Origin of the sequence: Vibrio vulnificus CMCP6, from assembly GCF_000039765.1 — a bacterium.
GTDB classification, from domain to species: Bacteria; Pseudomonadota; Gammaproteobacteria; order Enterobacterales; family Vibrionaceae; genus Vibrio; species Vibrio vulnificus_B.
On record NC_004459.3, the window covers coordinates 654,923 to 669,277 of the forward strand.

Sequence of the window (14,355 nt, forward strand, 5' to 3'; positions counted from 1 at the left end):
AACTAAGCAATCAAACGGTTTTGGCGAACCGTTACTACAACATTCATCAGAACATCAAACGGGGAATTCGTATGATATCACCAGATGCAAAGATCAAGATACAAAATTTTGGTCGTTTCTTGTCTAACATGGTTATGCCCAACATCGGGGCATTTATTGCGTGGGGCTTTATTACTGCCCTATTTATTCCGACTGGCTGGCTGCCAAATGAAACGCTGGCGGCAATGGTTGGACCAATGATCACTTATCTACTGCCACTGCTCATCGGTTATACCGGTGGTAAGCTTGTCGGCGGAGACCGAGGTGCGGTTGTCGGTGCGATTACCACAATGGGTGTGATTGTCGGCACTGACATCCCGATGTTCATGGGGGCAATGATGGTCGGCCCTATGGGTGGTTGGGCGATCAAACGATTCGACAATTACATTGATGGCAAAGTCAAAAGTGGCTTTGAGATGTTGGTGAACAACTTCTCTGCCGGCATTATTGGCATGCTGTGTGCGATTCTCGCCTTCTTCTTTATCGGGCCATTTGTCAAAGTCCTTTCTGGCGGGTTAGCGGCTGGCGTCAACTTCCTGGTCTCTGCGCACCTCCTTCCTTTGACCTCTGTTTTTGTTGAGCCTGCGAAGATCTTGTTCCTCAACAATGCCATTAACCACGGTATTTTTTCTCCACTGGGCATCCAACAGGCTTCAGAAGCTGGCCAATCGATTTTCTTCCTCATTGAAGCAAACCCTGGTCCTGGACTCGGTATTCTTCTCGCCTACATGGTGTTTGGTAAAGGTACAGCACGTCAGACGGCAGGTGGTGCTTCGATCATCCATTTCTTTGGTGGGATCCACGAAATCTATTTCCCTTATATTTTGATGAATCCACGCCTGATCCTTGCCGCAATCGCGGGTGGTATGACTGGGGTATTTGTCCTGACGGTATTCAATGCTGGGATTGTTTCACCCGCCTCTCCAGGTTCTATTTTCGCGATTCTCCTAATGACGCAAAAAGCCTCTATCCTCGGCGTATTAGCGTCCATTGCTTCAGCAACCGGTGTCTCTTTTGCTGTCGCTGCATTACTGATGAAAACACAAACATCGACAGAAGAGGAAGGCGACGAAGCTGCATTGGAAAAAGCCACTTCACAGATGAAGAACATGAAATCGGCGTCAAAAGGGCGTGCTAATGTCACCAACCAAAACAAAAGTGATGTAGACCTAGCAACCGTGCACAGCATTATTGTGGCGTGCGATGCAGGAATGGGCTCCAGTGCCATGGGGGCGAGCATGCTGCGTAAAAAAATTCAGGATGCGGGGCTCAACATCCATGTGACTAACCTTGCAATTAACAGCTTACCAGAGAGCGCCGACATTGTGATTACGCATAAAGATCTTACGGATCGTGCACGTAAGCACGCACCGAATGCTTACCACATTTCACTAACCAACTTCCTAGACAGTGAAATGTACAATCAACTCGTGACCAAGCTGTTTGCAGCGCAACAGCTGTCAGCAGCAAATGATGACAACGTCGTCAAAGTGTCTGTATTAGCTGCCAACGACGATACATTTGAAGCGCAACCACCCTCAGTCTTTCAAATCCAGCGTGAAAACATTCACCTAGGCCTGAAAGCGAATAGCAAAGAAGAAGCCATTCGTTTCGCTGGCAACAAACTGGTTGAGCTTGGCTACGCAGAACCTGAATATATAGAGGCGATGTTTGAACGCGAAGCCCTCGTCCCCACCTATCTTGGCGAATCCATTGCCGTGCCACATGGCACCGTGGAAGCGAAAGATCGCGTGAAAAAAACAGGCATTGTCATTTGCCAATACCCATCGGGTATCCAATTTACTGACGACAAAGACGATGTGGCCAAACTTGTGATTGGTATTGCAGCCAAGAACGATGAACACATCCAAGTGATTACCACTATTACCAACGCCCTTGATGAACCAGAAGCGATTGAGAGGCTCACCAGCACTGAAGATATCGAAGAAATTCTAGACATCCTCGGTGGAAAACAAGCCGCTTAATTCGTTCAACTTTTTGCTCCTGAGCAAAATCGAGGTCAACTGCTCCCCTATACGGTTGGCCTCACCCTAAGTTCATCATGCATTTTAAATTGGTAGGTAAGTATTATGAAAAACGCAGTACATTTTGGTGCCGGTAACATTGGTCGCGGCTTTATTGGTAAATTGTTGGCTGATGCCAATGTTGCAGTGACGTTCGCTGATGTCGATGCTCCTTTGGTTGATCAGTTGAGCCACAAGCAAGAGTACAAAGTCAAAGTGGTCGGCAGTGAATGCCAAATTGATACCGTTACCCATGTCACCGCTGTTAATTCGGCCAGTGAAGAGGTGATTGATCGCATCGTCCAGACGGATTTAGTCACCACCGCAGTGGGACCGAATGTGTTGGATATCATAGCCAAAACCATTGCCCAAGGGATTGCAAAACGCTTTGCCGCTGGCAATCTGGCACCACTTAATATTATTGCTTGCGAGAATATGGTTCGTGGCACAACTCACTTAAAAGGGGAAGTGTACAAACATCTCGATGCATCCTTACACGCCCAAGCTGACGAGCTTGTTGGCTTTGTTGACTCCGCAGTGGATCGCATTGTGCCCCCAGCAGAAGCCGCTAACGATGATCCTCTGGAAGTCACCGTTGAAAGCTTCAGTGAATGGATTGTCGATGAGCAGCAATTTAAAGGCGAAGTGCCATCCATTGCCGGGATGGAAAAGACCCATAACCTCATGGCTTTTGTTGAACGCAAACTGTTTACCTTAAATACTGGCCATTGCATTACTGCGTACTTAGGTTGCTTACAAGGCCACCGAACTATTCGAGAAGCGATTGAAAATCCAGCCATTCGTGACCAAGTCAAACAGGCAATGATGGAAAGTGGTGAAGTGCTGATTCGTCGCTACGGTTTTGATCGTGAGATGCACCAAGCCTACATCGAGAAGATCTTGGCGCGTTTTGCCAATCCATTCTTAGTGGATGAAGTGGACCGCGTTGGTCGCCAACCTATTCGCAAACTTGGTATGAATGATAGATTAATCAAACCATTACTGGGTACAATTGAGTTCGGCACGGCAAATCAGCATCTCTTAAAAGGCATCGCTGCCGCGTTAAAATATCAAAATGACAGTGATCCACAGGCCGTGGAATTACAGCGCTCACTGCAGCAAGTTGGCGTGAAAAAAACGTTGGCAAAATACACAAGCCTTGCAGAGGACAGTGTTGAGGTTGCAAAGATTGAAACTCTTTACAACCAACTTTAATCAGTAGGGGGAGCTATGCTCCCCTCAAATATAAAAAAGATATATTGATTCAGTTTATGGCAGAGCATACAAACGAAAGTGACATCATTGAACGATTAAATCACGCCCCCAGTGTACGCGGTTTTTTTGTTGAGACCGTCGACATCCTTACCGAGGCCGTCGATGGCTTGGTACAACGAATTTTTCGCAAAGATAATTTTGCGGTGCAATCTGTCGTTGGGCCGCTTTTGCAGGACTCTGGTCCATTAGGTGATGTTTCTGTACGCTTAAAACTGCTCTTTGGTTTAGGCGTGTTATCAGATCATCACTATCACGATATTGAAGACATCATTAAGCTCAAAAACAAACTCAACAGTGATAGCACAGAATACGAGTTTACCGATCCCCAAATACTCGAACCGATTAAGAAACTTCATCTCGTGCAGAAAATGGGCATGGTGCAACTTGAAGTCGATGACCCTGATGACGATATCGAGCTGAGTTTTTATCAGCTTCAACTGCAAAGAAAGCAACAAATCATCCGCTCTGGTCTCTCACTCGCCATTGTCGAAATCTGTCATGAATTGGGCAAGGACAGCCCATTTTAGTCTTATCTCTTTTAAACCGACTTCCCTTTCCTCTGCACCTCTGCGTTAAAACAAAAAAGCCGAGGTGACAACACCTCGGCTCATCGCATTCTTTCAAAACGATTATTCTACCGTGACCGCTTTCGCTAGGTTACGAGGTTGGTCAACGTCCGTTCCTTTGATCAACGCCACGTAGTACGAGAGCAATTGCATTGGAATGGTGTAGTAGATTGCTGCAGTGATTTCACTCACGTGAGGCATAGTGATGATCTTCATGGTTTCATCGCCCTCGAACCCTGCGTCCGCATCCGCAAATACATACAAAAGACCACCGCGTGCACGCACTTCTTCAACGTTAGATTTTAACTTCTCGAGAAGATCGTTACTTGGCGCGACTACCACCACAGGCATGTCTGCATCAATCAACGCAAGAGGACCGTGTTTAAGCTCACCCGCCGCGTACGCTTCAGCGTGAATGTAAGAGATTTCTTTCAGTTTCAAAGACGCTTCCATTGCAATGGGATAGAACTCACCACGACCAAGGAACAAGGTGTGGTGCTTATCTGCAAAATCTGTCGCCAAGGCTTCAATGTCTTTTTCAAAAGAGAGTGCTGCGTTGATTTGCTTAGGTAACGCGTGCAACGCTTCTACGATCTCTTTTTCCTTTTCTTTACTGATACGGCCTTGTTGTTTACCCAGCGCCGTCACCAGCATAAGTAGAGCGGCCAATTGGGTTGTAAACGCCTTGGTAGAAGCGACACCAATCTCCACCCCTGCACGAGTCATAAAGGCAAAGTCAGATTCACGGACCAAAGATGACCCCGCCACGTTACAGATGGTCATGGCCGCCATATACCCTTTTTCTTTTGCTAGTCGCAAAGCTGCAAGAGTATCCGCCGTTTCACCCGATTGAGATAACGTAATAAGCAGGCTGTTTGGACGAGTCACAAACTTGCGGTAGCGAAATTCCGAAGCAATTTCCACATCACAGCTCACACCAGCAATGTCTTCGAACCAGTAACGCGCTGTCATGCCCGCATTGTAAGAGGTACCACATGCGACGATCTGAACGTGCTCAACTTTGCTTAGGATCTCAGCTGCATTAACACCAATGGCTTCAGTCACCACGGAATCTGCGGTAATACGCCCTTCCATGGTGTTGATCAGTGCCGTCGGCTGCTCGTAAATTTCTTTTTGCATGAAGTGACGGTATTGACCTTTATCACCCGCATCATGCTCAGCGTTTGATTCGGCAATCTCACGCTCAACACGCTCACCCGATGCATCATATACCGCAACCTCACGGCGCGTAATTTCTGCAACGTCCCCTTCTTCTAGGTACATAAAGCGGCGAGTTACGTTAAGCAGTGCCAGTTGGTCGGAAGCAAGGAAGTTTTCACCCACACCAAAACCAATCACAATCGGACTACCAGAACGAGCCACCACGATGCGCGAAGGATCGTTACGATCCAAGACAACCGTGCCGTAAGCACCTTCCAATTGTTTAACGGTTTTTTGTACGGCTTCAAGTAATGACGCTGCGGTACGCAATTCCCACTCAACCAAGTGAGCAATCACTTCAGTATCCGTTTGAGATTCAAACACATAGCCACGAGATTGCAACAACTCACGTAGCGTTTCATGGTTTTCAATAATGCCGTTATGTACCACGCTGATGTCGCCCGACTGATGTGGGTGCGCGTTGATCTCAGAAGGCTCACCATGAGTCGCCCAACGCGTGTGCGCGATCCCCGTCCCACCAACGACCTCGGCTTGATCCACAGCATCCGCCAATTCTTGTACTTTACCCAAGCGACGAATTCGAGTTAGGTTGGATTGGCTATCAACCACTGCAACACCCGCAGAGTCATAACCGCGGTATTCTAAACGACGTAGACCTTCAACCAAGATCTCTGCGACATCACGCTGTGCAACAGCACCAACGATTCCACACATGTTTTATCTCCATTTTTATTTTTTGCTTCCTCGTACTTCGCAAGCAAAAGTCGTTACGAGGAAAAAGATTAGGCACAGATGACGCGCACGCCATTGGCTTCCATTTCGGCTTTGTGTTCTGGCAGCAAGTCATTGTTGGTGATCAGAATATCGATCATCTCCCACGCCAGTTCGAGATTCGGGATTTTGCGCCCCACCTTATCGGACTCAACCATGACGATCACTTCTCGTGAGACTTCCGCCATCACTTTGCTCAGGCCGACAAGTTCATTAAATGTGGTGGTCCCACGGGTCAGGTCAACACCATCTGCGCCGATGAAGAGCTGATCAAAGTCGTACGATCGCAACACCGATTCGGCCACTTTTCCTTGGAAGGATTCAGAATGGTTGTCCCAAGTTCCGCCAGTCATTAAAAGCGTAGGTTCACTTTCCAGCTCGTTCAACGCGTTGGCTACGTGCAATGAGTTGGTCATCACCACCAAACCGCGTTTGCTGTTGAGTTGCTGAATAAGCGCCCCGGTTGTGCTACCGCTGTCGATCACGATACGGTTGTGGTCTCGAATCAGCTCCGCCGCTTTCTCTGCGAGTTTTAGCTTTCGATCCGAAACGTTTTGACTCATTTCTTCATGAATCACTTCTTTGGGGATCGCAATCGCGCCACCGTAGCGGCGCAACAATTGGCCATTCTTTTCTAATGACGCCAAATCCTTTCGAATCGTGACTTCTGAGGTGTCAAATTTATGAGCGAGCTCGTCAACACTGACCTCTCCTTTCTCATTAACCAGTTTAGAAATACTGTGTCTTCTCAGCTGAGTGTTTCGTTTCGACATTTAACTTTTAACTTTAAGTTTCGAATTGAAAGAAATTATAGTTGAAGTGAAACTTTTTAGTCCATTTATTTCGATCCAAAAAATTAATAAATAGCGCTGAAACCTTGTCCTAAGACAATTCTTAGACAGTGATATTGACTGAATTCAGTGGTAGAATTCGCCTCCGAAAAGAAAATTTATTACAGAATTGACCGTTATTTTTTTGCAACTTTCTTCATATAAAGTGGATAAAGTCACAAAAATAGAGAATTTTGAATTATTGAGTTGGTCATAAAATGACTAAACTTGATGAAAGACTTTCAACCCTGATGTCATTAAGTTTTTTGTAGATAGGCCCGCTGAGAAGCTAAAAAAAGTGGGACATGTAAAGGCATTAGGCTACAAACACCGACTTTCAAATTGTAACTATATTGACCGGAGAGTATCTTCCATGAAAAAGACCAAAATCGTATGTACGATTGGCCCAAAAACTGAGTCTGTAGAGAAACTGACTGAACTAGTCAACTCAGGTATGAACGTAATGCGCCTGAACTTTTCTCACGGTGACTACGTAGAGCACGGCACTCGTATCGCGAACTTCCGCCAAGTAATGGAAAACACAGGTAAGCAACTTGCTATCTTACTAGACACTAAAGGTCCAGAAATCCGCACTATCAAACTAGAAAACGGCGACGACGTTGATCTAGTAGCTGGTCAAGAATTCACTTTCACGACTGATACTTCTGTTGTTGGTAACAAAGACATCGTAGCAGTAACTTACCCAGGTTTTGCTGCGGATCTATCTGCTGGTAACACTATCCTAGTTGACGATGGTCTAATCGAGATGGAAGTTATCGCAACGACTGCGACTGAAGTTAAGTGTAAAGTACTGAACAACGGTGCTCTAGGCGAAAACAAAGGTGTTAACCTACCAGGCGTTTCTGTAAACCTACCTGCACTATCTGAAAAAGACAAAAACGACCTTAAATTTGGTTGTGAGCAAGGCGTTGACTTCGTTGCAGCATCTTTCATCCGTAAAGCATCTGACGTAAAAGAAATCCGTGAAGTTCTAGCAGCAAACGGCGGCGCGAACATTCAGATCATTTCTAAGATTGAAAACCAAGAAGGTGTTGATAACTTCGACGAAATCCTAGAGCTTTCTGACGGTATCATGGTTGCTCGTGGTGACCTAGGTGTAGAAATCCCTGCAGAAGAAGTTATCTTCGCACAGAAGATGATGATCGAAAAATGTAACCGCGCACGTAAAGTGGTTATCACTGCAACTCAAATGCTAGATTCTATGATCAAGAACCCACGTCCAACTCGTGCTGAAGCGGGTGACGTTGCGAACGCAATCATGGATGGTACTGATGCAGTCATGCTTTCTGGCGAAACAGCGAAAGGTAAATACCCTGTTGAAGCGGTAACTATCATGGCGCAAATCGCTAACCGTACTGATTCTGTACTAAAAGCAGAGCTAGGCTCTCGTCTAGACAGCCCACGCCTACGTATCACTGAAGCGGTATGTAAAGGTGCAGTAGACACAGCTGAGAAACTAGCAGCACCACTGATCATCGTTGCAACTGAAGGTGGTAAGTCTGCACGCTCTGTACGTAAGTACTTCCCAACTGCAAACATTCTTGCGCTAACGACGAACAAGAAGACAGCAGCTCAACTTGTACTGACTAAAGGTGTTACACCTGTTGTTGTTGATTCAATCGACAACACGGATGCGTTCTACGTAACCGGTAAAGAGCTTGCTCTTGAATCTGGCCTAGGTAGCAAAGGCGACATCGTTGTGATGGTATCTGGTGCTCTTGTTGCATCTGGTACAACGAATACTGCGTCAGTACACGTACTATAAGAATTCGTTACAATTTGTAAAAAATAAAAAGAGGGCCTCGGCCCTCTTTTTTTATGAAACGGCTTGCGATAACAATCAGTACGCTATATTATCAACCAGAATTGCGTACCGTTAAAATAATCACATTCTTACTAAATAAAATATATTGTTATCAATGAGGTTTTCTTGTGTCTAGCCCGACCCTAACTGACAAAGTATCAAAAATGATCTGCCAGGATATTCTTCATGGCGAGCTGAAACCAGGACAAAAATTAGTCGTTGCGGATCTAAAAGACAAGTACAACGTTGGGGCATCACCAATCCGCGAAGCACTCGTGCAGCTCTCTTGGAGCAAATACGTCAAGCTTGAACCACAAAAAGGCTGTTGGGTTGCCCCAGTCTGCGAAAACGAACTGCGCGATCTTTATGAAAGCCTACGCGTCGTGGCTCCTGTTTTGCTGAAAAAAGCAATCGCTTGCGGAAATGAAAACTGGGAACTTGAAGTACTAACGGCTTATCACAAACTTTCTCGTGCTCAGAATTTAGACACCACACCAGATTGGGCAGAATGGGAAGAGCGCCACAACCATTTCCACACCACGTTACTTGCAGGCGCTGAAGCAAGAAACATGTTTGATTTCTTTAGAGATCTCGCCAATCAGATTAAACGCTACCGCTATTTTGCTCTCTCTCAACATCAAGGTAATAAGCACTCTCTGTTTGATATTGAAGAGCATGAGATGATCATGAAACTTGCTTTGGCAAAAAATTCCGAAGAAGCGGCACGCCTTTTAGACAGCCATCTTGATAGTTCGATGAAAATGATTGAATCCGCTATCCAAGCCGCTTAATTTCATTTTGCAGAAACAAAAAAATCGGGGATATTCCCCGATTTTTTATTTGAGTGATACCCAAACGACTTGAAGTGACAGCTTCAAGCTGCTGCGTTTGCATCTACCAACCAAAAAACTCTTTGTGATGTGTGTTGAGCAAAAGGATCAACAATAAGAAGTAAATTGCGCTCAATTTAAATCCAAGTACCACTAGGGTTCCAATGGTCAATCTAACTAAAAAATGGTTTAACATACTCTGCCTCTAGCGCCCGAACTGAATATTTCCTTATAAACACGCAACGCGCGACGTTTCCGTTCAAGACAAGGGCAAACTGCACTGGACCGATCTTACTGTTTATCACCACCAAATATGACAGTAATCACAGCAAACTCACTTAGGGGTGACAGTTTACTTAATAACCATTTTAGTTCAATTTTGCTCACATATTAGACTTTAGTCTAACTGTATATATCTCGTTACAATTCCATCGTAGCGGATTAAGCGAGATCTTCATCGTTGTAGCAGAGGGAGACTTTGTTGCGACCAGAGCTTTTAGAGTCGTACAAGGCAATATCAGCACACTTATAACTGAGGGTGCTGTTGGAGGTGAGTTCGGTATAGCCCACGCTAATCGTGACATCGACTTGTTTGGAAATCGACACTGCGACACGCAGACGATTTAACACCACTTCCGCGGCGGAAACGGTGGTATGTGGCATGATGATGGCAAACTCTTCACCACCAACGCGCGCTAAGACATCGGTGTTTCTCAAGCCATTTTGAAGAATCTTAGCCACTTCGCGTATCACACGATCACCTTCATCATGGCCTTGCTCATCATTCACTCGCTTAAAATAATCTATATCGACTAAGGCTAAACATGCCATAGGCGTCGCTGGATAGCGCTCGATCAAGCTGGTATGTTGAGCAAGCTGCTGTTCAAATTTACGTCGGTTCCAGATTTGTGTCAGTTCATCACGCTCACTTAAGTTTCTCAAACGTTCCTCAAGTTCTTTGCGCGCACTGATATCCACCAGCGAAGTAATGTAGTAGCTCACTTGATTGAGAGAGTTTTTCACCGCCTGAATACGCATGATCACTGTGATGATGTGGTTGAGCTTGGTTTGGCAACGGATCTCCCCTTCCCATACCTCGTTCTTTTGTAACTCGCTCCATGCTTTGATCACGGTTTCTAATTCGTCATTCAAAAAGATCAGTTGTTGAGCACTTTTCCCTTCAATCTTATCTCCCTGATGACCAAACATCACTTCGAATTCATGATTCACAAGAATGATGCGGTGAGAAGTGTCTGAAATCATCACGGCGGTCATGCCATTCAAAGCCGCCCTGGCCAATTTACTTTCCAAATTGCGCTGGCGATAGTGCAGTACAATCGTCAGAGAAGGCAGTGCGACAACTAGGATCAAACACAACACAAAGAGTGCTTCACGCGTAAGATCATTCACGGCAATTTTCGAGCGTTCCATTAACTGCTGCTGATCCATATCGATCAGCAAGTAGAGATCCCTGTCTTGGCCAAAGCTAACACTGTTATGAACCACTAAATCCTGCTCATCGTAGCTGTAACCCGCTTTCTGGTGTCTAAACTGCAGCCAAGCTTGCGGATATTGATCACTGAAACGAAAGGCCGCGCGCTCTGGCAGCAAGTCACCAAACTGCTTTTCTTCTTCCTCACTGATGACGAAGTAGCCACGATCATTGACGATCTCAATGTCAAAATCTTTTACGGGTGAGTAATTCAACCGATCGGCGATGTAATCCACATTCAGATTTAGCGCCAAATACCCTTCGCGCTCACCACGTATCGTGACTGGAGTAAAAATAGAAATAACCGGCACATAAGGTTTAATTAATTGCTCATCTCGCGTGTCTAACGTGATTCCCCATGCCCCGATCTCGCTATTTTCGAGTGTCTTGGCATAGACAAAATAGGCTTCGCTTGCATCGTTTTGCATCTTCGCCGCAGGGAAAAAGTAATTACGGCTTACGTCGTAATTGAGGCGCAACTGCTCCATCCCTTCCGTGTCCAACAAGCGGATTTCGGTATACCACTTTTGATTGACCACCACAGATTCCCACAAAGACATTAACGCCCTTTCCGATTGAGGGTTGGGATCAACGACGAAATCCGTCAAGGTTTGGTTATAAGTCAGTAGTTGTAATACCGAGGCAACTTGATCATACAGGTTGTTGTATTCGCGCTCGGTGTAGGAGAGCTGATTAAGAGCTTCTTTCGCGGTGTTTTCAATATTGGCGTCGAGCAGATCTTGGTATTTATCCTGATAGTAGATAGCAATGAGTGCAGCGAAAAAAGCGCTGGTCAAAATGAGAATGCCGAGTAACTTTCTGATTTTCACTCGTAAATTTTACCTATCAGGGAGAAGAATACCGCGGGAGTATAGCATAGATAGTAGTCAATTTAATCGCCATCAGGCACTACAGATTGATTGTAGAATCACAATAATAATGACCACCTATCGGTGGCCATTACATCATGATGAGAGATAGCTTACGCTTTTAGCGCTCTTTCTCCGCGAGCAATGCCGACCACACCGCTGCGCGCAACTTCAATCACTTCCGTGACTTCAGAAATGGCCTGAATGAAAGCATCCAGTTTTTCGCTGGTACCTGCAAGTTGCACCGTGTACTGCGAGGCCGTAACGTCGACAATCTGACCTCGGAAAATATCCGCAGTACGTTTCACTTCTGCACGAGCAAAACCACTGGCTTTCACTTTCACCATCATCAGTTCACGTTCGATATGATCGAACTCCGTCACCTCTTGGACTTTCAGCACATCAATCAGTTTATGTAACTGCTTTTGAATCTGCTCTAACTGCATCTCGTCGGTCATCGTGGTAATGTTCAAACGAGACAAGGTTTCATCGTCCGTTGGTGAAACGGTCAACGATTCAATGTTATAGCCACGCTGAGAGAACAGCCCTACCACACGAGACAAGGCACCCGGTTGGTTTTCCATTAACAACGAAATAATGTGTCTCATATTAAGTTCTCTCCGTTTTGCTTAGCCACATTTTGTCCATGCCTTCGCCTTTGATTTGCATCGGGTAGACGTGCTCAGTTTCATCCACATTGATATCGACAAACACCAAGCGATCTTTCATGTCGAGGGCGCGTTTAAGCTCTGACTCGAGTTGATCGGGGGTTTCAATGCGAATACCTACATGGCCATAAGCTTCTGCAATGGCTGCAAAATCAGGAACAGAACTCATGTATGAGTTAGAGTGGCGACCTTGATAGATAATGTCTTGCCACTGCTTCACCATTCCAAGGAAACGGTTATTCAAGTTAATAATTTTGACCGGAATGTCATATTGCATCGCAGTCGACAGTTCTTGAATGTTCATTTGGATACTGCCATCCCCCGTCACCACCACCACTTCTTCTTCTGGCATGGCGAATTTCACCCCCATACCAGCGGGCAGACCAAAGCCCATCGTGCCTAGACCACCAGAATTGATCCAACGGCGCGGTTTGTTGAACGGGTAGTAAAGCGCAGCAAACATTTGATGCTGGCCAACATCTGATGCAACGTAAGCATCCCCATTGGTCAGCTTATGCAGTGTCTCGATCACTTGCTGTGGCTTAATGCGCTCCGAAGAGGTGTCGTAGGCGAGGCAATCTCGTGCTTTCCAGCCTTCAATTTCATCCCACCAGCTCGCTAAGGCTTGCGTATCGTTTTCAGCGCCTTGCTCTTCAAGAAGTGTCACCATGGTCTCAAGCACTTGCTCCGCTGACCCCACGATGGGTAGGTCAACTTTGACGTTTTTCGAGATCGAAGAAGGGTCGATGTCGATGTGCATGATCTTCGCATTAGGGCAGTATTTTTCTAAGTTGTTGGTGGTACGGTCATCAAAACGTACCCCAACACCAAAAATAAGATCGGCGTTATGCATCGCCATATTGGCTTCATATTTACCATGCATGCCGAGCATGCCTAGAGCGTTTTTGTGGGTCCCCGGGAAAGCACCGAGCCCCATTAGTGTGCTTACAACGGGCAAATTTAATGTTTCAGCCAGCTTGAGGATCGACTCATGCGCACCTGAGATAATCGCACCACCACCGATATAAAGAACGGGCTTCTTCGCTTCAAGTAATGCCTTTAGCGCTTTCTTTATTTGACCTTTATGGCCCGAAGTGGTTGGTTTGTATGACCGCATGCTGATTGACTTAGGATATTCATAAGGCAGTTTGATCAGCGGGTTCATCACATCTTTTGGTAAGTCAATCACCACAGGGCCAGGGCGGCCTGTCGTGGCAATGTAAAATGCTTTCTTGATGGTCTCAGGAATGTCTTCCGCACGCTTAACGAGGAAACTATGTTTAACCACAGGGCGAGAAACACCAACGATATCGCACTCTTGGAAAGCATCATTACCAATTAAGCTATTGGGTACGTTTCCTGAAATAACGATCATCGGGATGGAATCCATGTAAGCCGTGGCAATTCCGGTGATGGTGTTCGTTGCGCCTGGTCCTGAACAAACTAGGACAACGCCAGGTTTGCCTGTGGCACGAGCATAACCATCAGCCATGTGGGTCGCGGCTTGTTCATGACGAACTAATACATGCTTGATTTGTTCAGTTTTGGCGTGAAGAGCATCATAAATATCCAGTACTGAACCACCGGGATAACCAAAAATTTGCTCTACGTTTTCTTCGATCAGAGATTGAACAACCATCTCTGCGCCTGACAACATTGCTGTCATAGTGCTTCTCCTTAGCCAGTTTCCATTAAATAAGGTCAATCTAATGGGCTGGTTTTACATAGTTTAGGGCTTATTTGTAGCCTAATTCGAAAAAACTTCATTTTTGCTATGTCCTGCCTTTGTCATAACAAAGAGCAAGGTAACGCAACAAATGTAACTTTTTATTATCAGCAGGTCTAATGAGAGATAGATCGAAATTTAAACAAGATGCTATTTATTAGCACTTAATAAGGAATAAATCGCGGATAGAGGTCGTTAATCAGGATGATCACCATATTGCTTCGTTAAAAAAAGAACTAAAATTCACACCTCATCTAA

10 protein-coding genes are annotated in these 14,355 nt (G+C 45.6%); 5 read left to right on the forward strand and 5 right to left on the reverse strand.

Annotated elements, in window-relative coordinates; translation table 11 throughout:
* Positions 1-71: 71 nt before the first annotated feature.
* From VV1_RS03090 to VV1_RS03100, 3 genes are all read left to right on the forward strand, one after another.
* Positions 72-2,024: a PTS mannitol transporter subunit IICBA gene (locus tag VV1_RS03090; RefSeq protein ID WP_011078718.1), complete on the forward strand. Its 1,953-nt coding sequence runs from the start codon at positions 72-74 to the stop codon at positions 2,022-2,024.
* A gap of 105 nt (positions 2,025-2,129) precedes the next feature.
* Positions 2,130-3,278 (forward strand): mannitol-1-phosphate 5-dehydrogenase, encoded by a 1,149-nt coding sequence (locus VV1_RS03095; RefSeq protein WP_011078719.1) that lies wholly within the window; start codon positions 2,130-2,132, stop codon positions 3,276-3,278.
* 56 nt (positions 3,279-3,334) lie between these two features.
* Positions 3,335-3,865 carry an MltR family transcriptional regulator gene (locus VV1_RS03100; RefSeq protein WP_011078720.1) on the forward strand — a complete coding sequence of 177 codons (531 nt, stop codon included), beginning with the start codon at positions 3,335-3,337 and terminating at the stop codon, positions 3,863-3,865.
* A 102-nt stretch (positions 3,866-3,967) separates the two neighbouring features.
* On the opposite strand, the gene glmS is transcribed toward VV1_RS03100, so the two are convergent.
* Positions 3,968-5,800 (reverse strand): glutamine--fructose-6-phosphate transaminase (isomerizing), encoded by a 1,833-nt coding sequence (gene glmS, locus VV1_RS03105; RefSeq protein ID WP_011078721.1) that lies wholly within the window; start codon positions 5,798-5,800, stop codon positions 3,968-3,970.
* Between the two features lie 68 nt (positions 5,801-5,868).
* Positions 5,869-6,630 carry a DeoR/GlpR family DNA-binding transcription regulator gene (locus VV1_RS03110; RefSeq protein WP_011078722.1) on the reverse strand — a complete coding sequence of 254 codons (762 nt, stop codon included), beginning with the start codon at positions 6,628-6,630 and terminating at the stop codon, positions 5,869-5,871.
* A 430-nt stretch (positions 6,631-7,060) separates the two neighbouring features.
* On the opposite strand from VV1_RS03110, the gene pykF reads away from it, so the two are divergent.
* Together pykF and VV1_RS03120 are read left to right on the forward strand one after the other, a co-directional pair.
* Positions 7,061-8,473, forward strand: a complete 1,413-nt coding sequence (gene pykF / locus VV1_RS03115; protein ID WP_011078723.1) for a pyruvate kinase PykF — start codon at positions 7,061-7,063, stop codon at positions 8,471-8,473.
* A 167-nt stretch (positions 8,474-8,640) separates the two neighbouring features.
* Positions 8,641-9,303, forward strand: coding sequence for a GntR family transcriptional regulator (locus VV1_RS03120; RefSeq protein ID WP_011078724.1), 663 nt, complete (start codon positions 8,641-8,643; stop codon positions 9,301-9,303).
* 480 nt (positions 9,304-9,783) lie between these two features.
* Here VV1_RS03120 and VV1_RS03130 read toward each other — a convergent pair whose 3' ends face one another.
* The 3 genes from VV1_RS03130 to VV1_RS03140 all read right to left on the reverse strand — a co-directional run bounded on the left by VV1_RS03130 (position 9,784) and on the right by VV1_RS03140 (position 14,037).
* Positions 9,784-11,664 carry a sensor domain-containing diguanylate cyclase gene (locus tag VV1_RS03130; RefSeq protein WP_011078725.1) on the reverse strand — a complete coding sequence of 627 codons (1,881 nt, stop codon included), beginning with the start codon at positions 11,662-11,664 and terminating at the stop codon, positions 9,784-9,786.
* Positions 11,665-11,816: 152 nt separating this feature from the next.
* Entirely contained in the window at positions 11,817-12,311 is a 495-nt protein-coding gene (gene ilvN, locus VV1_RS03135) for an acetolactate synthase small subunit (protein ID WP_011078726.1), read from the reverse strand.
* Position 12,312: 1 nt separating this feature from the next.
* Complete coding sequence (locus VV1_RS03140; RefSeq protein WP_011078727.1) at positions 12,313-14,037, reverse strand: acetolactate synthase 3 large subunit; 1,725 nt, start codon at positions 14,035-14,037, stop codon at positions 12,313-12,315.
* Between the last annotated feature and the right edge of the window lie 318 nt (positions 14,038-14,355).